Here is a 22133-nt window from a genome sequence, read left to right as displayed (position 1 = left end):
GGTACTCAGGCAGCACTCGAGATATAGGGCTTCCAGTTTTCCGGAATATGCTCCAGGCGTGGGTAGTCCAGGCCGGCGAATTGCGGCTCGCTGAGCATGAAGGGCGTGTGCCGATGCTCTACCGGCAAGCCTCGCAACTCCGGTAGCCAGAGGCTGACGTAGGTGGCATCCGGGTCATGCTGGCGGGCCTGGCGCAGGGCGTTGAAGGCCCGTGCGCGACGCGGATCGCTGGCCACTCCGGCGAGGTAGGCCCAGTTCCCCCAGTTGCTCGCTGGGTCGTAGTCCAGCAGGTGTTCTTCGAACCAGGCCGCGCCATAGCGCCAGTCCTGCTGCAAATCGTTGACCAGGTATGCGGCCACCACCTGACGGCCACGGCTCGACATCCAGCCGGTCATCACCAGCTCACGCAAGTTGGCGTCCACCAGTGGCATGCCCGTACGTCCGTTGCACCAGCGCAGGTAGCGCTCATCGAGATTGGCCGGCGCCCGTGCGGTGGCCTTCAGGCCGTCTGCACGGAACAGGGCGCTGCCGTAACGCAACAGTGTCCAGCGGAAGAACTCGCGCCAGAGCAGTTCCATCCACAGCTGCTGGGTCGACTCGTTGCGGCCGCGTTGCGCCTCCAGCCGATGCAACTCGGCCGCCACCCGGCGCGGTGACAGGCAGCCGTTGGCCAGCCAGGGGGACAGCTTGGAGGAATACTCGCTGCCGATCATGCCGTTGCGGGATTCCTGGTGCCGTTGCACGCTCTGGGTTTCCCAGAGGTAATCGCGCAGTCTCGCCAGAGCCGCGGGTTCGCCGCCGGAAAAAGGGAAGGCAGTGGTCGGTACTCCCTGGGGCTCGCCCAGGCCCAGCCGCGACAAGGTCGGCAGGGGCGCCATCAGGCTTGCAGCGCCGCTGGGCAGTGGCGGCAGGTGGGTCGGTGCCGGGCGCGGCTGGAAGACGTGCAGGCGCTCCTCCATCAGGTCGCGGAACTGGTTGAAGACCGACGGCAGTTCGTTCAGCGGCCGGGGTAGCTCCTCTTCGCGCAGCAGGTTGTTTCCCGGCAGCTCGATGAGCGGTACGCCCAGAGCATGGCGCACGCGGCGCATTTCATTGCGCTCGTAGGGCGCGATTTCATCCAGGGTCAGCACTTCGTCCAGGCCCAGGTGATCCACCAGCGTGGGAATCACAAGCTCGGCGCGGCCATGCACCACCAGCAACCGCGAACCGTGCTGGCGCAGGCCCGAATCCAGGGCTGCCAGGCTTTCCAGCAGAAAGCGCGCGCGGTGCACGCCGAGCCGTCGTGGGCCGAACGGTGAGGGGCGAAGCAAGGCAGGGTCCAGGACGTACACGGGCAACAGGCGGTCAGCCTGGAGCGCCGCTTGTAGCGCCGGGTGGTCGTCGAGTCTGAGATCCTGCTTCAACCAGAGCAGCGCGCGGCGCATGGCAGTCTTCCTCGGCTGGAGTGTCCCTTACCTACAACATTACCTGCAGCCGGAAAAGTCATGGCGCCGTTCATCCCGGCCGGTAGGCCCCATGTCCGATTACTATGCTGGCCTCGCGCTATAATCCGCGCCCCCATTTTCCCTTCGGCGTGCCTGGGGAAGATTTCGCAACAGGTTCGCCGCGCGGTGCGCGAGCCTGCGCGCAGACGCCGGCGCCTCCGGCCATTACACTTCTGCCCATTGGTAAAGGGGAGCCCCCATGGACATCCTAGGCATTGCCGTCCTGATCTTTCTGGTCACCGACCCGTTCGGCAACATCGCCATCTTCATTGCCGCCCTCAAAGGCGTAGCCCCCGAACGACGTCTGCGCATAGCACTGCGGGAGTTGTTGTTCGCCCTGGTGCTGCTCCTCTTGTTCCTCACCTTCGGCGACAAGATCCTCAGCGGCCTCGGTCTGTCCCGCGAATCCATCGCCATCGCGGGCGGCATCATCCTGTTCATCATTGCCCTGCGCCTGATCTTCCCGCGTCCGGAGGGTGTGCTCGGCGATCTGCCCGGCGGCGAGCCGATGCTGGTGCCCTTGGCCACCCCGGCGGTGGCCGGCCCTTCGGCTCTCGCCGTCCTGATGACCCTGCGCAACACCCACGAGGGGGCGCTCTGGGAACTCTACGTCGCGGTGCTGCTGGCCTGGGCCTGCACCGCTGTGATCCTGCTGCAGGCCGCCTTCCTGCAGCGCTTCCTCGGCGACCGCGGCCTGATGGCCGTCGAGCGCCTGACCGGCATGCTGCTGATCATGCTCAGCGTCGACATGTTGCTCGATAACCTGCAAAGCATCCTGCACCTGAACCCATGAAGACCTTCGTTCTAAGTCTTGTCCTGCTCCTGCTCGGTGGTTGCGCCGGCGGCCTGCGCATCGACGACAGCCAGCGTTCCGTAAGCCAGAGCAGTCGCGTGCAGTACGTGGTACTGCACTACACCTCCACCAACATGGAGAACTCCCTGCGCCTGCTGACCCGCGACGGTGTCAGCAGCCATTACCTGATCGGCGATCAGCCGGCCAGGATCTATCGCCTGGTGGATGAGAGCCGCCGCGCCTGGCACGCCGGGGAGAGCGAATGGCAGGGTCGAACCTGGCTGAACGCCAGTACCCTCGGGATTGAACTGGTCAACGACGGTTACCGCGATACCCCTGCCGGACGGGTCTACCAACCCTATAGTGAAGAGCAGATCGAGGCCCTCATCCTGCTGCTCAAGGACATCGTCCAGCGTCACAACCTGCCGTTGGGTAGCATCATCGGGCACAGCGACATCGCGCCCCAGCGCAAGGTCGACCCGGGTCCGCTGTTCCCCTGGAAACGCCTCGCCGACGCCGGCCTGGTGCCCTGGCCTGACGCGCGCGCAGTAGCCCGCGAGCAGGCGCGCTTCGCCGTTGCCCTGCCCACCGTCGGCTGGTTCCAGCAGCAGCTCGCCCGCCAGGGCTACACCACCCCGCAGACCGGCGTGCTGGACAAGGAAACCCGCAACGTCATCGCCGCGTTCCAGATGAAGTACCGCCAGCGTCTCTACGACGGCCAGCCCGACGCCGAAACCGCAGCCCTGCTGCTGGTGCTCAACAGAATGCCGCTGTAGGGGCGCCTACACCGGCAACGTCATATAGAACTGTGCGCCCTGCCCCGGTCGTGAGTAGAGACCGATACGGCCGCCATGCAGTTGCACGATCTCCTTGCACAGGGCCAGACCGAGGCCGGCGCCACCCTTGCGGTGGCCGACCTGCACGAAGGGCTCGAAGATCCGCGCCTGCTGGCTGTAAGGCACGCCCTCGCCGTCGTCCGCCACGCTCAACAGCACCCGTTCGCCGTGGCGACGGGCCTGCAGACGAATGTGCCCGCCTTCCGAACTGTGGCGCATGGCATTACCCACCAGGTTGTCCAGCACGCGTTCGATCTGCAGGCGGTCCAGCTTTACCCGTGGCAGCGGTGGGTGCAGTTCCAGCTCGATCTCGATGCCACGCTCGTCGGCATGGGCGCTGTAGCGCTGGCGCAGGGTGGCGAGCAGCTCCTCCAGGTCGCAGGGCTCACGCTCCAGGGCCTGCACACCGCTCTGGTAACGGGAGAAATCCAGCAGGTCGTTGATCAGCCGCACCAGTCGCTGCATCTCTTCGTCTACCGTCCTCTGCAGGTCGGCCTCGCGACTTTCCGAATCGAAGCGCAGGCGCTCATTGAGCAGCCCGAAGGCCATCTGCATGCCGGTCACCGGCGTGCGCAGTTCGTGGGAGGCACGCAGCACAAACTCGTTGCGTACCCGTTCGAAGGCGCGCTCTTCGGTGACGTCGCGCAACACCATCACCCCGCCCAGCAGGCGCCCCTCGTCCAGCAGCACTGGCGTCAGCCGCCAACTGAGCAGACGTTGCTCACCATCGGCTTCGATCACCAGGTCTTCAGGCTCGTCCTCCAGGGGTTCTCCGCGCAAGACGCGTTGCGCCAACTCGTCCAGATCCGGTCGGCCGAGGGCCTGCGACAGCGTCTGGCCGAGCGGCGCTTCCGCCCAGGACAGCTGCCGCTGGGCCACCGGATTGGCGTGCTGGATGCGCCCCTGGCGATCGACGATCAGCAGGCCGTCGTCAATGCTGTCGAGCACCGCTTTCAAACGCTGCTGTTCAGCCAGCAGTTTCTCGATATTGGTTTCCTTGAACTGGCGCAGAGCCTCGGCCATCAGGCCGAAGCGGCGGACCAGCGCCGCCACCTCGTTTACCGGCGAAAGCGGCAGGGTGACCCGGAAGTCCCCGCGTCCTATCTGGTCGGCCGCCTTGGCCAGTGCGTCGATGGGCGCACCGAAGCGCCGGGCGATTCCCTGGGCGGTGACGAAACCGATCAGCAGCACCGCCACCCCGAGCAGTCCCAGCAGGCTGGCGATCAGCAAGGCGCGGTCGCGCGCCGCACCTTCCGCGTCTCCCACGACCGACAGCGAATGGCGCTGCAGTTCCACCATGCTGGTGCGCAGGATGTCCAGCGCGTGGCTGAAATCATCGTCGTCCAGCAGGCTCCAGCGCAGGCTGGCGGGCTGGCGCATCACATCGAGGAACACCTGGTAGGACGCGGCGATCCGCTGGAAGTGCTCGCGGGTCTGCGCATCCGTCGTCGAACTCAGGCCCTCTTCCAGCGCGGCGAGAAACTTCTGCTGCGAGGCTTGCAGGGCCGGCGAATCGAGGTCCTTGCCCATCAGATTGACCATCTGGTCGCCCAGGTGCTGGCGCATGCGCAGGCTGATATCGATGGTGGAGAAGGCCTGATTGATCAGGCGTTCCTGGGAACCGGCCATCTGCATCACGCTGACCAGCCCCAGCAAGACGCCCACCAGGGCCACGGTGATCAGCGCGGAGATGCTCAGGAACAGCCTGGTACGCAGTCGCATGGTGGCGGCCCGTTCAGAGGCCGTAGAGCTTGCGCTTGCGGTACAGGGTCGAGGCATCGATGCCGAGTGTGCGGGCGGCCTGGTCAAGGGTCTCGCAGTTGGCCAGGACACCGGCGATATGTGCGCGCTCCAGTTCTTCCAGGCTCAGCGGGCCGCCTACCCGTGGTGCGTTGGCGATGGGGGAGTCGCCCAGGCCCAGGTGGCTGACTTCCACCTGTTCCTGGTTGCAGATGATGCTGGCGCGTTCGACCACATTGCGCAGTTCGCGCACGTTGCCCGGCCAGCGATAACCCAGCATTGCTGCCAGCGCTTCTTCGCTGAAGGCGCGTGCGGGGCGTCCGTACTCGCTGACGAAGCGAGCCAGGAAGCGTTCGGCAAGGTCGAGGGTGTCCTCGTGGCGCTCCCGCAATGGCGGCAAGCGCAGGGCGATCACGTTGATGCGGTAGAGCAGGTCCTCACGGAAGCGGCCATCGCGGGACATCTCGTCCAGGTCGAGATTGGTCGCGGCGAGGATGCGCACATCGGCGCGGCGCGTCACCGGGTCGCCTACCCGCTCGTACTCCTTGTCCTGGATGAAGCGCAGCAGCTTGGGCTGCAGGCTCAGCGGGAAGTCGCCGATCTCGTCGAGGAACAGGGTGCCGCCGTCGGCCTGGTTGACCCGGCCCAGGGTGCTTTCGCTGGCGCCGGTGAAGGCGCCGCGGTTGTGGCCGAACAGCTCGCTCTCCATCAGGTCCGCCGATAGCGAGGGGCAGTTGATGGTGACAAAGGACTTCTTCGCCCGTTTGCTCCAGCCGTGGATGGCGCGTGCCAGTTCGCCCTTGCCGGTGCCGGACTCGCCAAGGATGAGGATGTTGGCGTCGGTAGCGGCCACCTGCCGGGCGGTGTCCAGCACCGTCATCATCGCCGGACTCTGCGAATCCAGGCCGTCGCCGACCCGGCGCATCTCGCCCTCCAGGGCTTCCAGGCGCGCGGTGAGTTGGCGCACTTCCAATTGCTTTGCCGCAGCCATGCGCAACTGATCCGGACTGCAGGGCTTGACCAGGTAATCAGCGGCTCCGGCCTGCATCGCGTCCACCGCGGTATCCACCGCTGAGTGCGCGGTGACGATCACCACGCGCATCCAGGGGGCCTGTACGCGCATCTGCGCCAGCACATCCAGGCCGTTGTCTTCACCCAGGCGCAGGTCGAGGAAGCACAGATCGAACACTTGTCGCTGCAGGAGCGCTTCGACCTGCGCCGCGCTATCCGCAGTGGCGACGCTGTAGCCCTCGTCCTCGAGGCAGTAGCGGAAGGTACGCAGGATGGCGGCTTCGTCATCCACCAGCAGGATTCGTCCCTGGTTCTCGGTTACCTGTTCCATGCTCTCACTCCATTTCCGAGTCATAGAAAGTTAGTCCAAGAAATATCGTGCAAGTTGCACGCGCTTTTCCTACAGCTCTTGCAGCATGCAAGTGTAGGAAGTCCTGGCTTAAAGGCTAACCATTTGATCTATATGGATATTTGCCAATCGGAAGGACTGGCACAGGCCTTGCCATAGTCCCTGTACCTGAATGTGCATGGGTCTTTTTTACCTCTTGTGACCCCTGCGCACCCCAGGAGCACTCCGCCTGGAACAGGGAGGTTCCGGGCCTTTTGAAAGCGTGCAATTTGCCCGATGAGCAGGTCCTGATCGTGCAAAGTGCCGTCAGGCCAGGCTGGAGCGCTGGCGTAACCAATTGAATTGTCGATGCTTCTTTAATGGCCACGAGTGGCATGGGCCATGCAGCTGAGAAGTCTCGAGGTCGAAAATCCGTCCCAAGGGAGGATTCGAGGATGAACGGTTTCCCATGGTGCTCATCCAAGTGGCTCATGGCCCTGCTGATCGCACTCGTGGTACTCGGCACGCTTGCCGAACACCACTTGCGCGATCGCGTCCAGCCCAGGCCATTGCAGATTCCGGCAGCGGAGCCAAGCAGCTCGACGGCACCGGTTCGCGCGGACGGCCCGCTGCACGAGGTGAGCTCGCGCATCCAGGCCGATATCGGCATCCAGCCGCGCTGGGTTTTCTGAATCTCTTGGGAGGCGTTTCGTCATGTGGAATCTCCTCGTCGCCCTGAGCCTCTCGCTGTGCCGCTTCGTCTATTCGCGCAGCGCTTTCCACAGAATCGCAACACCTGCCGACCCGACACCCTGTGTCGTGCCGGTGGTCCTTGCGCAGTCGCGCCAACGGCCGCTGCGCTGACAACACCAAAAGCAGAAGGAGAAAGGCCATGTTGAGCTGGGCACTTACTTTCCTGGTCATTGCCATCGTTGCCGCCGTGCTGGGGTTTGGCGGCATCGCCGGGACCGCCGCGGGCATCGCGAAGATTCTTTTCATTATCTTCCTGGTGCTGTTCATCGTGTCCTTCATCATGGGGCGCCGATCCGGCTGACGAGGTTCGAACGCTTCAGGGATCAATGCCCGGTAACGGGCTGATGGACCAGGGGGCCGGGTTGTTCCGCGTCATCAGGAGCGGCGTGACCCAGGGGCAGACGGGGTGCCTCCGCAGCCATGCGGGCCGGGTCAGGCAAGCTGCTGCCGGGAGCTGGAAATGCTCCAGCTCCCGGTGGGCAGCGGAAAAATACTGCCTCAGTATTGACTGCTTCGTTCGCCTCCCTTCACGTCATCCTGCTCACCATAGTCGCCACGTGTGCGCCCTGGAATTTCGCCAGGGCCAGCTCCTTGGCGCTTGGCGTGCGCGAACCGTCGGCGCCGGCCACGGTGGCCGCGCCATAGGGTGAGCCGCCGCGCAATTCGCTGATGTCGCCGAGTTCCGGCGCCGAGTAAGGGAGGCCGGCGATCAGCATTCCGTGGTGCGCCAGGGTGTTCCAGAACGAGGTGATGGTGGTTTCCGAGCCACCGCCGGTGCCGGTGGAGGTGAAGACGCTGCCGACCTTGCCGATCAGCGCCCCCTTCACCCAGAGTCCGCCGGTCTGGTCGAGGAAGTTGCGCATCTGTGCAGTCATGTTGCCGAAGCGGGTCGGCGTGCCGAACAGAATGGCGTCGTAGTCAGCCAGTTCCTGCGGACTGGCGACGGGTGCGGCCTGGTCCAGCTTGGCGCCGGCTTTGCGGGCCACGTCCTCAGGCATGGTTTCCGGCACCCGTTTCAGGGTCACTTCCACGCCCGGCACGCTGCGCGCACCTTCGGCGACCGATTCCGCCATGCGTTCGATATGACCGTACATCGAGTAATACAGCACCAGGACCTTCTTCATCGCCGCTCTCCATTCAGCCACAGATTGGCGGCCCGATCGGGCCGGCCCCAGTCAGCCTAGATGGCGTGCATGCACTTTGCCGCCGCAGTCCTAGGAAAAGGCCTATGCCGAAGTCGCCATACGGATAGCGCTGGAACCAACGTCCCATTCATGTTGGCTCATGCCGATTCGGCATGGGGTAGACGGTTACGGCATTAGACGATCGTTAGCACCCTATGAATCATGGCGCCCCTTTGCGGTTCGGCCGGCCATCCCGGACGAAGCCGTGCTCCCTACTTCCACAAGAAATCAGAGGGTGACGACTATGACCAAGGCCAGACTGAGCCTCGCATGGCAGATTCTCATCGGGCTGGTGCTGGGTATCGCCATTGGCGCCCTGCTCAACCACTTCAGTGCCGAGAAGGCCTGGTGGATCGCCAACGTCCTGCAACCGGCTGGTGACATCTTCATCCGCCTGATCAAGATGATCGTGATCCCGATTGTCATCGCCTCGCTCATCGTCGGCATTGCCGGTGTCGGCGATGCCAAGAAGCTTGGCCGTATCGGCCTGAAGACCATTCTCTACTTCGAAATCATCACCACGGTGGCAATCGTGGTCGGCCTGCTGCTGGCCAACTTCTTCCAGCCCGGCACCGGCATCGACATGAGCACGCTGGGTACCGTGGATATCTCCAAGTACCAGCAGACCGCCCAGGAAGTGCAGCATGACCACGCGCTGATCTCGACCCTGCTGAACCTGATCCCGTCCAACATCTTCGCCGCCGTGGCCCGTGGCGAGATGCTGCCGATCATCTTCTTCTCGGTGATGTTCGGCCTTGGCCTGTCCAGCCTGCCGACGGAAACGCGCGAGCCCCTGGTCAGGGTGTTCCAGGGCGTGTCCGAGACCATGTTCAAGGTCACCCACATGATCATGGCCTACGCCCCCATTGGCGTGTTCGCGCTGATCGCCGTGACCGTGGCCAACTTCGGCTTCGCCTCCCTGCTGCCGCTGGCCAAGCTGGTGGTGCTGGTCTACTTCGCCATCGCCTTCTTCGCCTTCATGGTCCTCGGCCTGGTGGCGCGCCTGTTCGGTTTCTCCATCATCAAGCTGATGCGCATCTTCAAGGACGAGCTGGTGCTGGCCTACTCCACCGCCAGCTCGGAAACCGTACTGCCGCGCATCATCGAGAAGATGGAAGCCTACGGCGCGCCGCGCGCCATCAGCAGCTTCGTGGTGCCCACCGGCTACTCCTTCAACCTCGATGGCTCGACCCTCTACCAGAGCATCGCCGCCATCTTCATCGCCCAGCTCTACGGCATTGACCTGTCCATCAGCCAGCAACTGCTGCTGGTGCTGACCCTGATGGTCACCTCCAAGGGCATCGCCGGCGTGCCGGGCGTCTCCTTCGTGGTGCTGCTGGCTACCCTGGGCAGCGTCGGTATTCCGCTGGAAGGCCTGGCCTTCATCGCTGGCGTCGACCGCATCATGGACATGGCCCGCACCGCCCTGAATGTGATCGGCAATGCCCTGGCGGTGCTGGTGATCGCCAAGTGGGAGGGCATGTACGACGCCGAGAAGGGCGAGCGCTACCTGGCTTCCCTGCCGAGCGTTCGCAACGGCAACGCGCAGCGCCAAGGCAGTGCGGTGATCGACTGAGCCTTCATCTGATCGACGGAAAGCCCCGACCTGGTCGGGGCTTTTTGTTAGCCGGCGTTCGCTGCTGTGATGGGGCAGCCTTTCGGCCTGGCTGGCGAACCTGTCCGCATTCGCTGGCAAGCCAGCTCCTACAAGGGGACTCCGGACCCTCCAACACGTTACGCAGACATCGCCAATGAATTCGCCGCGGTACAGGCTGCCCCGCTAGAATCCGCCTCATTGATTTCGGGGGGACTGCAAATGCTCAACGGCCTGTGGCTGGGGTTTTTCCTGGTGGCGGCAGTGGCCGCGCTGGGGCGCTGGATCGGGGGTGACCCGGGTGTCTGGGCGGCGATGGTGGAAAGCCTGTTCGCCATGGCCAAGCTCTCGGTCGAAGTGATGATCCTGCTGTTCGGCACCCTGACCCTGTGGATGGGCTTCCTGCGCATCGCCGAGAAGGCCGGCCTGGTGGAGTGGCTCGGGCGCATTCTCGCGCCGCTGTTCCACCGCCTGATGCCTGAAGTACCCAAGGGACACCCCGCCCTCGGCCTGATCACCCTGAACTTCGCCGCCAATGGCCTGGGGCTGGACAACGCCGCCACGCCCATCGGTCTCAAGGCGATGCGTGCCTTGCAGGATCTCAACCCCAGTCCGACCACGGCGAGCAACGCGCAGATTCTCTTTCTGGTGCTCAACGCCTCGTCCCTGACCCTGCTGCCGGTGTCGATCTTCATGTACCGCGCACAGCAAGGCGCCGAGGACCCGACCCTGGTGTTCCTGCCCATCCTCCTCGCCACCAGCGCGTCCACCCTGGTGGGGCTGCTTTCGGTGGCCCTGGTGCAACGCCTGCGGCTGTGGGACCCGGTGGTGCTGGCTTACCTGGTGCCCGGAGCGCTGTTGCTGGGCGGTTTCATGGCGTTGCTCGCCGGCCTCTCTGCCACGGCCCTGGCGGCGTTGTCTTCCTTGCTCGGCAACCTCACCTTGTTCGGCATCATCCTGATCTTCCTCCTGGTGGGCGCGCTGAAGCGCGTGCCGGTCTACGAGTCCTTCGTGGAGGGTGCCAAGGAAGGCTTCGATGTAGCGAAGAACCTCCTGCCCTATCTCGTGGCCATGCTCTGCGCGATTGGCGTGATGCGTGCCTCTGGCGCGCTGGACTTCGGCCTGGACGGCATTCGCGCGATGGTCGAGTGGTTCGGCTGGGACACCCGCTTCGTCGAGGCCCTGCCCACCGCCCTGGTCAAACCGTTCTCCGGCAGCGCGGCCCGCGCCATGCTGATCGAGACCATGCAGAGCCAGGGCGTCGACAGCTTCCCGGCACTGGTGGCGGCCACAGTGCAAGGCAGCACGGAAACCACCTTCTACGTGCTGGCGGTCTACTTCGGTTCGGTGGGTATCCAGCGTGTGCGCCACGCCGTGGGCTGCGCCCTGGCCGCGGAACTGGCCGGCGTGCTGGCGGCCATCGGCGTCTGCTACTGGTTCTTCGGCTGATCCTTCGGGGGGTGTGAGACGTTCGGCCGAGTAATCAGTGGGGCTTGGGCGGCAGCTCGGACGGGGTCACCCGGAAGCGCAAGGTGCCGATCATCTGACCCGCCTCGGTCAGCACCTGCACCTGCCAGCGGCCCACGGGATTTCCGGGGAAGTTCTGCTTGTGGGTCCAGGCGCGGTAGCCCGCTTCGCGGCCGCCATGGATATCCAGGGCGATGCGGTCCACTTCGCGGCCGTTGAAGCGCCACACGTGATAGATGCGCTCGTTCAGCCCGCGCGGCGCATTGATTGCGGTATAGGCGTAGAGCCCTTTGCTACGCAGCTCGGCGGCGCTGACTTCGTTGATGCCATCACCCGGAGTGCGCTTGTGGTTGTCCAGATCCGGGGTGACCGCCACTTCGGTGAGCCAGAGGGTCGCCGGCGGTACCCAGCTCCGCGTCACCCAGCCCAGCCCACCCAGGGCCAGCGTCAGGCCTACCAGCCCCAGGCCGCGCCACCAGCTCTGCACGCGGATGACACCGAACAGACTGACGAAGGACAGCGCCACGGCAATGCCCAGCGCCCAGCGGTAGCTCTGGGCGGTGGTCTGCTGGAGGATCAGCGGCAGCGCCGCCAGCAGCACGGCGAACAGCGTGAGCGTGTGATAGGCGAGGAACAGCCAGCGGCGCGGCGCCAGGTGGCGGTTGTAGATCGGGTCGGTGATCGAGCAAAGCGCTGCCGCCCCCAGCAGGCCGGTGAACAGGGCCTGGCCGCTGTTCCAACTGGTGGTGATGGCAAAGAACGGCAGTACGAAGAACAGGCTTTCCTGGTGGATCAATTGGGTCAGGAAACGCATCAGCGGCGGCGGCAACTCGATGCCGAAGAGCCGTTCGACGCCGCGTCGGAAGAGGTTCTCCAGCATCAGCCAGATCCAGCTGACCAGCAGCAGGATGGCGATCACCTTGGCCACCCGCGCGCCCCGATCGACCAGGAAGAAGCTCGCCATGCCCGAGCAGAAGCCATAGAGGGCGATCAGCCGTGGGTGACGCTGCAACAGCTCGATCAGCTTGAGCACATGGGGTTTGAAGGCGGGCAGCAGCATCGGTCGCGACAGGGCTGGGGGCGGAGGCGCGCAGGATACTGCCCGCCGCCAGCCCTGAGAAGGCGCGCGGCGACCGGCCTGACGGCCTGCGGCTCAGACCAGGCGCAGGCGCATCTTCTGCGGTTGGTCGGGGCGGCCGTTGGGTAGGGTCACGGGCGGCAGGTCTTCCACCCAGAGGAAATCGAAGCGCTCGTAGAGGCGGATGGCCGGGAGGTTGGACTTCAGCACTGTCAGGTCGACCCGCGGCATGCCCAGTTGCCGGCACTGCTCCAGCGCCGCTTCCATCAGCAAGCCTCCCAGGCCTTGGCCGCGATGGGCCTTGAGTACCTGCATGCCGAGCAAGCCGAAGTCCTCGCCCGAGTCGTCCCCTTGCTGGCAGAAACTGGCCGGGAAAATCTCGATGGAGCCCACCAGCTCGCCTTCCGAATCGGCGACGAACTGCGGCAGGTTCAACGGCAGCGCGCGCAGTAGCATGGCGCGCATAGGCTCGATCGGCGGCGCTTCGGCGCGCAGGAGAAACTCGCCTTCGGCGCTGACGTCGGCGAACAGCCGGTGCAAGGCTTCGATATCGCTGATGCGCAGTTTCCTGATCGACATGGACGTCCTGCTCCGGGGCGAATGCTGGCACTCTGGCCCAGTGTGCGTGGCCTGGCAACCGGCCGGTGCCTGTCGCGATTGGCCACTCGGCCTGGCGATGTCGGCCACTGCCGGCGCGAGGGTTGAGGGCTAAGCTGCCCTGGCCTTGCGCCTGCGTGGGCGACAGAAGAACAACAAGAGATTCTCCTCGATGAACTACGACAGCAGTCAGCAACTGATACTCGGGCTGGTGCTCGCCGCGCTGATGTTCGGCGTGGCCCTGGAGCTGCGCCTGGCCCATTTCCTCCTGGTACTGAAACGGCCGCTGCCGGCCCTGGTGGGGCTGCTCTGCCAGTGCCTGCTGCTGCCCTGGCTGACCCTCGTCGTCACCCTCTTCCTCGATCTGCGCCCCGGCCTGGAGCTGGGCATGTTGTTGGTGGCCGCGTGCCCCGGCGGCAACCTGTCCAACGTCATCACCCATCTGGCGCGTGGCAATACCGCGCTCTCGGTGAGCGTCACCAGCCTTTCGAGCCTGCTGGCGATCATCAGCCTGCCGCTGAACTTCGCCGCCACCGCCAGCCTCAACCCGGACACCGCCGCCTTCCTCCAGGGCCAGATGAGCAGCCTGGATGTCGATGCCGGCGGCATCATCGGCGGCCTGGTCGTACTGCTGGTGCTGCCGCTGTTGGCCGGTATGGCCGCGGGCAACCTCGCCCCGGCCCTGAGCGCTCGCGTGCTGCCCTGGTTCAAACGCTTTTCGCTGCTGGCCTTCGGCGGCTTCCTGGTCGTGGCGGCAGCAGGCAATTGGCAGTTGCTGGTGGCCAATGCCGGCCTGGTGCTGCTGGTGGTGGTCGGCCACAACGCCACCGCCTTGCTGCTGGGCTGGAGCGCCTCGCGCCTGGTTGGACTGTCCGAGGCAGACCGCCGCGCCCTGACCATCGAGGTTGGCATGCAGAACTCCGGGCTGGCGCTGGGGCTGATCCTGACCCAGTTCGGCGGCCAGTTGGACATGGCCCTGGTGGCGGGCTTCTGGGGGCTCTGGCACATCGTGTCCGGCCTGTCGCTGGTGGCTGTCTGGCGGCGCCGTGCGCCCCGTGTCCAGGAGGAAATGCCGTGCGCGTCCTGATCACCGGCGCCGCCGGTTTCATCGGCCAGCAGGTCTTGAACGACCTGGCCGCGCGTCACCCGGACTGGACCCTGGTGGCGGCGGACATCCGCCCGCTGACTCGGCAGGGGCTCAAGCCCAATATCGAACCGGTGTCATTGGACATCAGTCTGCCCCGCGAAGTGAGCGCCTGCGTTCAGCGCTGGAAGCCCGATGCCATCGTGCACCTGGCTTCGGTGGTGACGCCGCCGCGCGGCATGAGTGAAGCGCGCCTGCACGCCATCGACGTCGGCGGCACCCGCGCCGTGCTGGACGCGGCTGTGGCTCATGGCGTGGGCCAGTTGATCGTCACCAGCTCCGGCGCCGCCTACGGCTATTACCCGGAGAACGCCGAGTGGATCGACGAACAGCACCCGCTGCGTGGCCATGACCTTTTCGCCTATGCCCGTCACAAGCGTGAGGTGGAACTGCTGCTGGCCGACGCGCGCAGGCAGCATCCGCAGCTGCGCCAACTGGTGCTGCGCCCCGGCACCATCCTCGGCGAGCAGGTGAACAACCAGATCACCGAACTGTTCCAGAAGCGCTCGGTGCTGGGCATCAAGGGCCATGAGAGCCGCTTCGTGTTCATCTGGGACCAGGACGTGGTGGCGATCATCCGCGAGGGCCTGGAGCGCGGCGCCGAAGGTATCTACAACCTGGCCGGCGATGGTGCGCTGAGCATGGCCGAGATCGCCGGCATCCTCGGCAAGCCCTACCGCCCCCTCCCTGCCGGCCTGCTGAGCACCGCCCTGGCCCTGCTCAAGCCGCTCGGCCTGACCCAGTACGGCCCGGAGCAACTGGATTTCCTGCGCTACCGCCCGGTACTGGACAACCGCCGCCTGAAGGAAGAGTTCGGCTACCGCCCGACGTATTCCAGCCGCGAGGCGTTCCTGGCGTTCCTCAAGGCGCGGGGAATTGCGCCCAAGGTGGGTTGACTCCTACAGATGAAGTTGCCAAGCGCCCCGGTGATCAGTCTTTGTGCTTCTGCCGGTATTCCCCCGGCGTCAGCCCGGTCCATTGGCGGAAGGCGCGGAAGAACACGCTGGGCTCGGAGTAGCCCAGCAGCACGGCGATATCGGCGATGGGCAGGCGGCCTTCCTCAAGATGGCGCTCGGCCAGGTGGCAGCGGGTGTCATTGAGCAGTTGCTGGTAGCTGCTGCCCTCGTCCGCCAGGCGCCGTTGCAGGGTGCGTTCGCTGACGCCGAGTGCGGCGGCCAGCGCGCCGCGATCGGGTTCGCCACGGGCCAGTTGCGCCCCCAGCAGGGCCACCACCCGCGCCCGCAACCCTTCGCTGGGCAGGCGCGCGAGTAAGGCTTCGGCGTGCTGACGCAACACCGCCTGGAGGGGCGGGTTGGCCTGTTTCAGTGGTGCCGCGCGCAGGGCCAGGGGCAACACCAGGGCGTAATCCTCCGCGTCGAACTGCAGCGGGCAGGCGAAGCATTGCTGGTAGAGCGTGATGTCCGTCGGCGCCGAATGCACGAAGCAGGCCCGCACCAGACGCAGATCTGCCAGCAGCGGGCGCATCAGTTCCAGCCAGAAGGCCATCAGTGCCAGTACTCGCGCACGGGTCGCCGGTAGTTTCGGGTGCAGCGGGCGATACAGGGTCCAGAGTTCGTCGCCCCGCACCTCCAGTGCCAGGCTGCCGCCCTCGCCCACCAGCCGCTGATAACGCAGCTCGGCTTCCAGGGCCTCGCCCAGGGTCGGGCTGCTCTGCAGCAGGTAGCCGAGCACGCTGAACTGGCCGGGTGCCAGGGCGCGGCCAATGGCCAGACCCGGTTCCGGATGAGGAAGGCGCGTGTGAATGGCACCCCAGAGTGCCTCCTGGGCACTGAAGGGGACCCGCGCGTCCGGGTCTCCCAGGCGGTGCTCATCGAGCTGGCTGGCGCGCAGCAGCTCCTGGCGATTGAGGCCGAGCTGGGTCGCAGCATGCAGGATCGCCTGGGTCAGACTGGCGCTGACCGAGGCACTGGATGGGTCATGTGGGGTCATCCCCGGATTCTGCCCAGCGGCCGGCGCGCTGGGAAGAGCGCCGCTCAACGATGTGAGCCGATCTCCGGCTCGAAGTAGCGCTGGGGCTCGACCGCTACGCGCTCCTCTTCCACTGCCTCTGGCGCGTCGGGGTTGTCCAGCACCGCGTAGGCAATCGCGCAGAACAGCGAGTTGAGTCGCTTCATGTCGCTGATCAGGCCCAGGTGCAGGGCGCTGGTCTCGATGCTCTGCACCACCTGCTGGTGCAGGCGCGAGACGTGCGCATGGGCGTAGCGCCGCTCGAGGATGCGGAAGCGCTGCTTGGCCCGACGCAGGCGCTTGGCGTTCTCCTGGTCGCCATTGAGAAAAACCGAGAGAGACAGGCGCAGGTTCTCCACCAACTGGTCGTGGAGATTGACGATCTCCGCCAGCCCCTCATCGGAGAACGCGTGGCCCTGGGCGTTCTTCTTGCTCTGCACGTCGTCGAGCATGCGCTCGATGACGTCGCCGGCCTGCTCCAGGTTGATGGCCAGCTCGATGATTTCCGCCCAACGTCGGCTGTCGCGCTCGCCGAGATCCTCATGGGGCATGCGCGCCAGGTAGAGTTTGATGGCCGTGTAAAGCGCGTCGATGTCGTCGTCCAGCCTGTGGATATCCTTGCCCAGCAGAGGGTCGCCGCCGCGCAGCAAGTGCAGCAGGTTGTTCAGCATCTGTTCGACGATATCGCCCATGCGCAGGGTTTCGCGCACGGCGTTGGCCAGCGCCAGGCTGGGGGTGTCCAGGGCTGCGGGGTCGAGGTGGCGCGGCTTGGCCACATCGTCGGGTTGCGGGCGGTCCGGCAGCAGCCAGTCGCAGAAGCGCGCCATGGGCACCGCCAGCGGCAGGCAGAGGGCGCATCGCACACTGTTGTAGAGCAGGTGGAAGGCGATCACCAGTTCGGCGTTGGAGATGGGCCAACTGTCGATCCAGTTGGCCAGCGGCCCCACCAGCGGCAGCACCAGGACGCAGCCGGCCAGCTTGAACAGCAGGCTGCCCAGGGCCACGCGGCGCCCGGCCGGGTTCTGCAGGCTGCTGCTGAGAAGGGCGAGCACTCCGCTGCCGAGGTTCGCACCGATCACCAGGCAGAGCGCCACTTTCAGGGAAATCACCTTGGACGCGGCCAGTGTGGCGGTGAGCAGCACGGCGGCCAGGCTGGAGTAGGAGATCATCGCGAACAGCGCGCCGGTCAGTGCGTCCAGCAGGACATCACCGGTGAGGGACGAGAACAGCACCTTCACGCCCTTGGCGGTGGTGATGGGCTCGGCGGCGGCGATGATCAGTTGCAGGGCGAGGATGATCAGCCCGAGGCCGATGGCCACGCGTCCGAGTTGGCCCAGGCGCGTTTGCTTGCGCGAGAGGAAGAAGATCACCCCGAAGAAGATCAGCAGCGGCGACAGCCACGACAGGTCCAGGGTCAGCACCCGCGCCATCAGTGCTGTGCCGACGTCCGCACCGAGCATGATCGCCAGGGCCGGGGCCAGCAGCATCAGCCCCTGGGCGACGAAGGAGCTGACCAGCAGCGCGGTGGCATTGCTGCTCTGTACCAGGGCGGTGACACCGATCCCGGCGGCAAAGGCCAGGGGCGGGCGGCGCACGCTGCGGCTGAGCAGGCGACGCAGGTTGGCGCCATACACGCGGAGAATGCCCGTACGCACGATGTGCGTGCCCCAGATGAGCAAGGCGACGGCCGAGAGCAGATTGAGCAGCGTCAGCATGGTGGCCCTCCTGGCGATCTCGAAGGCCGCTGTGTCCATGCGCGGGGAAACAGCGGCGCTGTCAGGCGAGGTGTAACGCGATTGTCATCTTTAGACCTTCATGGTCCTGCCGGTTATCCGGGGCTCGCCTGGCTTTTCTGGCATCTGCTGACAAGTAAAGCCTGTTCGCAGCCGTTCTGCTCGTTACCGATCAATGGCTTGAAGAAAAAAGTTGAGGTTGTTTCCGCAAGAGGGCGCCCTGTGGGAGCGAAATCATCCGCAACTGAAATCGCTCCCCCACGCAGCGCCGGTGGCGCGGCAGGCGTCAATGGCTTCAGCCGTTCTGCCTCCGCGCCCAGAATGGCTCTCCGGCGAAGCGCCCTTCGGCGCCGTAATAGCCGCGCTTGAGGGTGAGGTACTCGTCCACGTGGTGGCGTATGTCGTCGCTGTAGGCTTGGCGCTGGAGCGGGGCTCCGGCCGGGTTGGTGAAGTGCGCGGCGGCCAGTCGTGCGGCCTGGATACCGGTGCTGAGGGCGTAGCCAATGCCCATGGACGAGAGCGGATCGAAGGCCGCCGCCGCATCGCCTGCCGCTACCCAGCCGTCGCCGCAGCAGGGTTCCAGCCATTGCGAATGGGCGGGCCAGACGCGCAGCGGCTCCAGTACGTCGAGCCCGCCGATGCGCGCCCGCGTCCGCGGTGCCAACTCCAGCGCGGCCTGCCAGAACGCGGTGCGGCTGGCGTGGTTGTCCTGCAGCAGGTCGGAGTCGGTCATCAGCACCGATACAACACGACCATCGGGCACCGGTGCGCTGTACCACCAGCCTTGGGGCACGGACTCCACCAGGGAGCAGGCCTCTACCGATGTCGCTGACGCGTCGTGGTAGGTGGCGATGCCCACCAGCCGGTCATGGCGCTGCTTCTTCGCTCCCACGGCCCTTGCCAGCCACGCGCTGCGGCCGGTGGCGTCGATCAGGACGCGGCAACGCAGGGCCAGCTCGTGTTCCTCCACTGTCGCTTTCAGCCGCCAACCGTCGTCCTCACGCGTGACCTGCCGCAGCCGCGCATTGAGCACGGGTTCGGCGCCGAAGGCCCCGGCCGCGCTGGCCAGTCCTTTGTCGAAGCGACGTCGATCCAGGTGCCAGCCGTAGCCACGGCCGGTGAAGAGGAAGTCCCGCGCCTGTACCTGGTCGTCACCCCAGGCAGCGGTGAAGGCATAGGACGGGCGGAAACCGGCCGCGCGGAAGGCCTCGGCCACGCCGAGGTACTCCAGCAAGGGCAGTGCGCCGGGGGACAGGGTTTCGCCCACCTTGTCGCTGTCGTAGTCCGATTGTTCCAGCAACATCACCGAGAGACCGGTGTAGCGCCGCAGGGTGAGGGCGGCCGCACAAGCGGCCGGCCCTCCCCCGGCGATCACCACGTCGAGGGTCCTCGGCGCCTCAGCGTGCAAGGTGCCCCCGCGTGGCGATGGCCCGGCGTGTATCCACCTTCGGCCGCTCGGGATCGGGCGCCAGGTACCAGGTGTTGAAGAAGTTGGCGTCGGCGCCGGTCAGGACGTTGCCGGCGCCCGCCACCGCCACGCTGGCGGCAACGAACCGCTCGTTGTTGCGTTCGGTCTCCACGAAGTAGGGGAACAGGCTGCGGTAGGGCCCGGTCGCCTGGTTGGTGATGAAGCCCAGGTAATGCCAGGCCTGGATCATCTCCGAGAAGCTGTTGATCCCGCGGCTGTAGATCGACTGCAGCGCCGCAGGGATGCCGGACTGGTCCTGGCTGAGCGCCGTACTGTCGCCGGGCAGCACGTTCCATGGGCTTTGCGGCGGCCACCAGTAGGCGTAGTAGCTGGGCGCCTTGGGCACGCCGTTTTCCTTGTTCACTTCCGGGTCGGTGAAGTTGACGTACTGCACCGTGCACTGGAAGAAGTCGGCCTGCCACGGAATGGCCATGCGCTTGGTCAGGTCGCCCGGTTCGCAGCCCTGGAAGGCCAGGCCGGGGACGGTCTCGTTCTCCTGCGGGTCCAGGCCGTACTGGTAGTAGTAGGCCTCGTCGTGGCGGTGGCGGATGCGGAACGGCGCTTCATAGAGCTCCGGGCTGTACAGGCTCCAGGTCACTTCGATGCCGGGGCAGAGCGGGCCGCCCACGCAGTTGCCGACACTGGCGCGGTCCAGCGCGGTGACACCGGGCAACGGCGCCGGTGCATCGAGGCTGAACTTGCCGGCGGCCCATTGGCCGAGCAGGAAGTGCTGGGTGCGGGTCAGGGTGAGGAACTTGGCCAGCACTGCGTTGCTTACCGAGTTGGAACCTGAATTGAGCGGCATCATCGGGATGCCCGAGTCCGCGTCGAACAGTTGGCCCTGCTGGCCGTCGGTGAAACCGTTCGCGCCCGGATCACGGAACAGGCGGAAGTAGGCCTGGCGCAGTTCGGCCGTGCGCTCGCTGGCGTCGGTGGCATCGAAGGGGGGCGGCGAGAAGCTGTTGAGCGACGGTACCGACGCGACCCAGCGGTAGGTGCCGGGGCGTCGCAGGATGGGCTCGATGTCGCGGCTGTAGTTGGCCACGTAGTCGGGGTTGTAGCAGCCGTTGCTGAACAGTTCCGGTAGCAAGCCGAGGTCGCGCACGGCGACGTCGAAGGCCAGGTCGTCGAGGGTGACGATGTTTTCCAGTTCCGGGGCGAACTTGGGCGAGCCGACGATGCACCAGGCCGTCAGGTTCAGCACCTGGCCACTGGTCAGCGTCAGGGTGCAGGTCACCGGCCCGTCGGAGATGTCGTCATGCCAGCCGTCGGCGCCGGCGAAGCTGGTGATCGACTGGTTGCCGCCGGCGTGGCCGTAGCCGCCCAGAACCAGCAGGCGGCCCTGCTGGTCGGTGCGCATTTCCCCGAGTGTCTTGATCGGCAGTCCCTGGGACGGCGGTGGCGGGAAGGAGCCGAAGCGGTAGTCCGGCGGGATGCTGTCGCTGGAGAAATCGGCCACGCCGCCGGCGCCCTGCAGGGTGCGCGGACCGGGATCGATGATCAGCTGCTGGCGTGCCTGCTCGCCGGTAACGCTGGCATTGCGCAGCGGCACGCCGACTTTCTCGTAGCTGTTGTCCGGCCCCAGCAGCAGGTTGCCCTGGAGTTCCTGGAAGTTGTACCAGACGGCCTTTTTGTTCGCGACGTGCACGGTCCATTGCACGCTGGCCACTTGCGAGTCGTCCAGGGTGACTTCGCGGGTGGAGCCGTCCGCCGCCACGGCGTACACGGCAAAACGCGCGGCCTGGCGCTTGATGCGCCCTTCGGCGTCCTTGTACTGCTCGACATACACCGGCTGGCCCTGGTCGAACAGTTGCTGGCCCTGGGCGTCGCAGGCCAGGGGACGGCCGCCGATGGATTCGGGGGCGAGATAGAAGGCGTCGGGGCTGTTGCCGACCCTGGCAATGCCGATGCTCGGCGCGATGACGTACTGGTCCATTTAGGTTCCTCCTGTGTAGCGCGATCTTCCATTTCCACGACGGCGAGTTCCGCCGTGGGCCTCTTGCGACTAGTCGAAGTAGCCGGAGCAACCGGCGAAGAATTGTTTGGCCGGCATGGCCGGGTGCTGCTCGGTTGCCACGGTTTCGATCAGCAGACCCTGGGGGCCGGGCGGACCGCACAGGACCACGACGCCATCGGCGGTGCACAGCACGCGGCCGGGCGTGCCACGGTAGTCCCGCGGCGCTGGCGAGGCTCCGAGCAGTTCGAGGCGTTCGCCGGCGAAGGTGCTGAAAGCGGCGGGATAGGGGGGCGACTGGGCGCGAATCAGGTTGTGGATATCCCGTACGGGAAGCGACCAGTTGATGCGCATTTCGCGTTCGCCGCGCTTGTGGAAGAAGGTCGCCTGGCTGGCGTCCTGCGCGGTGAAGCGGGCGGATCCCTTTGCCAGGGCATCCACTGCGGCGATGGCCAGGCTGGCGAACAGCGGCAGGGTGCGCTGGAAAATGTCGGTGGCGGTTTCCCGTGGGTGGATGGGGACGATTTCCTGCAGCAGGATGGCGCCCAGGTCCAGTTCGTCTTCCACGCGATGCACGGTGACCCCGGTCTGGGTTTCGCCGTTGGCGACGGCCCAGTTGATCGGGGCGAAGCCGCCATAGCGTGGCAGTAGCGCGTCATGCAGGTTGATCCCGCCGTGGCGGGCGAGGTCGCAGACCTTGGGCGACAACCAGGTGCGCCAGTTGGACAGCACCAGCAAGTCCGGCTGCAGCGCGGCGATGCGCGCGCACAGCTCCGGGGCGTTGGCGTAGCGGCATTCGACAAGCGGAATGCGCCAGCGCTCCGCGAGGTCTGCCACGGAGGCCGCCCAGAGGTTGTCGGCGGGGTTGCGGCTCGGTGGGTGGGTCACCACCAGGGGAATATCGTGACCGCTGTCGAGGAGCGCCTCGAGGGTTTCGGTCCCCCAGCGCTGAAAGCCGAAGAAAACGATGCGCATCCTGTCGCCCGTCCCTGGTTCTTCCG

At 65.9% G+C, this 22133-nt stretch carries 20 protein-coding genes; 9 read left to right on the top strand and 11 right to left on the bottom strand.

From position 1 onward, the window contains the following. Nucleotides 1-5: 5 nt before the first annotated feature. Entirely contained in the window at nt 6-1424 is a 1419-nt protein-coding gene (locus FFS60_RS12080; protein ID WP_137822101.1) for a DASH family cryptochrome, read from the bottom strand. A gap of 259 nt (nt 1425-1683) precedes the next feature. Between FFS60_RS12080 and FFS60_RS12075 the strand changes: the two genes are divergently transcribed. Beyond that, a complete protein-coding gene (locus FFS60_RS12075; RefSeq protein WP_137822100.1) occupies nt 1684-2277 on the top strand; it encodes a MarC family protein in 594 nt (197 codons plus the stop codon). After that, complete coding sequence (locus tag FFS60_RS12070) at nt 2274-3053, top strand: N-acetylmuramoyl-L-alanine amidase (RefSeq protein WP_137822099.1); 780 nt, start codon at nt 2274-2276, stop codon at nt 3051-3053. The genes FFS60_RS12075 and FFS60_RS12070 overlap by 4 nt, the downstream gene beginning before the upstream one ends. A gap of 6 nt (nt 3054-3059) precedes the next feature. Here FFS60_RS12070 and FFS60_RS12065 read toward each other — a convergent pair whose 3' ends face one another. Together FFS60_RS12065 and algB are read right to left on the bottom strand one after the other, a co-directional pair. Then, complete coding sequence (locus FFS60_RS12065) at nt 3060-4835, bottom strand: KinB sensor domain-containing domain (RefSeq protein ID WP_137822098.1); 1776 nt, start codon at nt 4833-4835, stop codon at nt 3060-3062. Nucleotides 4836-4848: 13 nt separating this feature from the next. After that, nucleotides 4849-6195 carry a sigma-54-dependent response regulator transcription factor AlgB gene (gene algB / locus FFS60_RS12060; protein ID WP_137822097.1) on the bottom strand — a complete coding sequence of 449 codons (1347 nt, stop codon included), beginning with the start codon at nt 6193-6195 and terminating at the stop codon, nt 4849-4851. 452 nt (nt 6196-6647) lie between these two features. On the opposite strand from algB, the gene FFS60_RS12055 reads away from it, so the two are divergent. From FFS60_RS12055 to FFS60_RS12050, 3 genes are read left to right on the top strand one after another with little or no spacing between them, the layout of a single operon-like run. Further along, nucleotides 6648-6884, top strand: coding sequence for a hypothetical protein (locus tag FFS60_RS12055; RefSeq protein ID WP_137822096.1), 237 nt, complete (start codon nt 6648-6650; stop codon nt 6882-6884). Between the two features lie 22 nt (nt 6885-6906). Then, entirely contained in the window at nt 6907-7056 is a 150-nt protein-coding gene (locus FFS60_RS28680) for a hypothetical protein (RefSeq protein ID WP_171016518.1), read from the top strand. 28 nt (nt 7057-7084) lie between these two features. Further along, nucleotides 7085-7246 carry a DUF1328 domain-containing protein gene (locus tag FFS60_RS12050; protein ID WP_028627098.1) on the top strand — a complete coding sequence of 54 codons (162 nt, stop codon included), beginning with the start codon at nt 7085-7087 and terminating at the stop codon, nt 7244-7246. Nucleotides 7247-7472: 226 nt separating this feature from the next. Here the strand turns inward: FFS60_RS12050 and wrbA are convergent, their stop codons facing one another. Next, nucleotides 7473-8069, bottom strand: a complete 597-nt coding sequence (gene wrbA / locus FFS60_RS12045; RefSeq protein ID WP_028627099.1) for an NAD(P)H:quinone oxidoreductase — start codon at nt 8067-8069, stop codon at nt 7473-7475. Nucleotides 8070-8373: 304 nt separating this feature from the next. Here wrbA and gltP point away from each other — a divergent pair, with 304 nt between their 5' ends. Both gltP and FFS60_RS12035 read left to right on the top strand, forming a co-directional pair. Next, the gene (gltP, locus tag FFS60_RS12040; RefSeq protein ID WP_137822095.1) at nt 8374-9705 is read left to right on the top strand and encodes a glutamate/aspartate:proton symporter GltP; all 1332 of its coding nucleotides are present in this window, start codon (nt 8374-8376) and stop codon (nt 9703-9705) included. Nucleotides 9706-9945: 240 nt separating this feature from the next. Then, nucleotides 9946-11172 carry a nucleoside recognition domain-containing protein gene (locus tag FFS60_RS12035; protein WP_028627101.1) on the top strand — a complete coding sequence of 409 codons (1227 nt, stop codon included), beginning with the start codon at nt 9946-9948 and terminating at the stop codon, nt 11170-11172. Between the two features lie 34 nt (nt 11173-11206). Here the strand turns inward: FFS60_RS12035 and FFS60_RS12030 are convergent, their stop codons facing one another. Together FFS60_RS12030 and FFS60_RS12025 are read right to left on the bottom strand one after the other, a co-directional pair. Then, nucleotides 11207-12250 (bottom strand): DUF5924 family protein, encoded by a 1044-nt coding sequence (locus FFS60_RS12030; RefSeq protein ID WP_028627102.1) that lies wholly within the window; start codon nt 12248-12250, stop codon nt 11207-11209. A gap of 93 nt (nt 12251-12343) precedes the next feature. Beyond that, entirely contained in the window at nt 12344-12847 is a 504-nt protein-coding gene (locus tag FFS60_RS12025; protein WP_137822094.1) for a GNAT family N-acetyltransferase, read from the bottom strand. Nucleotides 12848-13037: 190 nt separating this feature from the next. On the opposite strand from FFS60_RS12025, the gene FFS60_RS12020 reads away from it, so the two are divergent. After that, on the top strand, nt 13038-13952 hold the full coding sequence (locus tag FFS60_RS12020) for a bile acid:sodium symporter family protein (protein ID WP_137822093.1): 915 nt from the start codon (nt 13038-13040) through the stop codon (nt 13950-13952). After that, on the top strand, nt 13940-14905 hold the full coding sequence (locus FFS60_RS12015) for an SDR family oxidoreductase (RefSeq protein ID WP_137822092.1): 966 nt from the start codon (nt 13940-13942) through the stop codon (nt 14903-14905). The genes FFS60_RS12020 and FFS60_RS12015 overlap by 13 nt, the downstream gene beginning before the upstream one ends. 34 nt (nt 14906-14939) lie before the next feature. On the opposite strand, the gene FFS60_RS12010 is transcribed toward FFS60_RS12015, so the two are convergent. The 5 genes from FFS60_RS12010 to FFS60_RS11990 form a co-directional block, all read right to left on the bottom strand. Continuing rightward, nucleotides 14940-15959 (bottom strand): AraC family transcriptional regulator, encoded by a 1020-nt coding sequence (locus FFS60_RS12010; protein WP_028627106.1) that lies wholly within the window; start codon nt 15957-15959, stop codon nt 14940-14942. A 44-nt stretch (nt 15960-16003) separates the two neighbouring features. Next, nucleotides 16004-17692 carry a Na/Pi cotransporter family protein gene (locus tag FFS60_RS12005; RefSeq protein ID WP_137822091.1) on the bottom strand — a complete coding sequence of 563 codons (1689 nt, stop codon included), beginning with the start codon at nt 17690-17692 and terminating at the stop codon, nt 16004-16006. A gap of 313 nt (nt 17693-18005) precedes the next feature. Then, nucleotides 18006-19118, bottom strand: coding sequence for a tryptophan 7-halogenase (locus FFS60_RS12000; RefSeq protein WP_171016517.1), 1113 nt, complete (start codon nt 19116-19118; stop codon nt 18006-18008). After that, nucleotides 19108-21114, bottom strand: a complete 2007-nt coding sequence (gene lodA, locus FFS60_RS11995) for a CTQ-dependent lysine 6-oxidase LodA (protein WP_137822089.1) — start codon at nt 21112-21114, stop codon at nt 19108-19110. Before lodA ends, FFS60_RS12000 begins: the two co-directional genes overlap by 11 nt. A gap of 69 nt (nt 21115-21183) precedes the next feature. Further along, a complete protein-coding gene (locus tag FFS60_RS11990; RefSeq protein ID WP_171016516.1) occupies nt 21184-22107 on the bottom strand; it encodes a methionyl-tRNA formyltransferase in 924 nt (307 codons plus the stop codon). Nucleotides 22108-22133: the final 26 nt, after the last annotated feature.

Source organism: Pseudomonas sp. D(2018), assembly GCF_005502555.1.
Classification (GTDB): Bacteria; Pseudomonadota; Gammaproteobacteria; order Pseudomonadales; family Pseudomonadaceae; genus Metapseudomonas; species Metapseudomonas resinovorans.
Note: the sequence above shows the minus strand (reverse complement) of the source record. Positions and strands in the feature narration are given on the sequence as shown.

Excerpts from the sequence above, each read along its gene's own strand:
- FFS60_RS12080 (WP_137822101.1), bottom strand. The coding sequence starts at position 1,424 with ATGCGCCGCGCGCTGCTCTGGTTGAAGCAGGATCTCAGACTCGACGAC.
- FFS60_RS12075 (WP_137822100.1), top strand. The coding sequence starts at position 1,684 with ATGGACATCCTAGGCATTGCCGTCCTGATCTTTCTGGTCACCGACCCG.
- FFS60_RS12070 (WP_137822099.1), top strand. The coding sequence starts at position 2,274 with ATGAAGACCTTCGTTCTAAGTCTTGTCCTGCTCCTGCTCGGTGGTTGC.
- FFS60_RS12065 (WP_137822098.1), bottom strand. The coding sequence starts at position 4,835 with ATGCGACTGCGTACCAGGCTGTTCCTGAGCATCTCCGCGCTGATCACC.
- algB (WP_137822097.1), bottom strand. The coding sequence starts at position 6,195 with ATGGAACAGGTAACCGAGAACCAGGGACGAATCCTGCTGGTGGATGAC.
- FFS60_RS12055 (WP_137822096.1), top strand. The coding sequence starts at position 6,648 with ATGAACGGTTTCCCATGGTGCTCATCCAAGTGGCTCATGGCCCTGCTG.
- FFS60_RS28680 (WP_171016518.1), top strand. The coding sequence starts at position 6,907 with ATGTGGAATCTCCTCGTCGCCCTGAGCCTCTCGCTGTGCCGCTTCGTC.
- FFS60_RS12050 (WP_028627098.1), top strand. The coding sequence starts at position 7,085 with ATGTTGAGCTGGGCACTTACTTTCCTGGTCATTGCCATCGTTGCCGCC.
- wrbA (WP_028627099.1), bottom strand. The coding sequence starts at position 8,069 with ATGAAGAAGGTCCTGGTGCTGTATTACTCGATGTACGGTCATATCGAA.
- gltP (WP_137822095.1), top strand. The coding sequence starts at position 8,374 with ATGACCAAGGCCAGACTGAGCCTCGCATGGCAGATTCTCATCGGGCTG.
- FFS60_RS12035 (WP_028627101.1), top strand. The coding sequence starts at position 9,946 with ATGCTCAACGGCCTGTGGCTGGGGTTTTTCCTGGTGGCGGCAGTGGCC.
- FFS60_RS12030 (WP_028627102.1), bottom strand. The coding sequence starts at position 12,250 with ATGCTGCTGCCCGCCTTCAAACCCCATGTGCTCAAGCTGATCGAGCTG.
- FFS60_RS12025 (WP_137822094.1), bottom strand. The coding sequence starts at position 12,847 with ATGTCGATCAGGAAACTGCGCATCAGCGATATCGAAGCCTTGCACCGG.
- FFS60_RS12020 (WP_137822093.1), top strand. The coding sequence starts at position 13,038 with ATGAACTACGACAGCAGTCAGCAACTGATACTCGGGCTGGTGCTCGCC.
- FFS60_RS12010 (WP_028627106.1), bottom strand. The coding sequence starts at position 15,959 with ATGACCCCACATGACCCATCCAGTGCCTCGGTCAGCGCCAGTCTGACC.
- FFS60_RS12005 (WP_137822091.1), bottom strand. The coding sequence starts at position 17,692 with ATGCTGACGCTGCTCAATCTGCTCTCGGCCGTCGCCTTGCTCATCTGG.
- lodA (WP_137822089.1), bottom strand. The coding sequence starts at position 21,114 with ATGGACCAGTACGTCATCGCGCCGAGCATCGGCATTGCCAGGGTCGGC.
- FFS60_RS11990 (WP_171016516.1), bottom strand. The coding sequence starts at position 22,107 with ATGCGCATCGTTTTCTTCGGCTTTCAGCGCTGGGGGACCGAAACCCTC.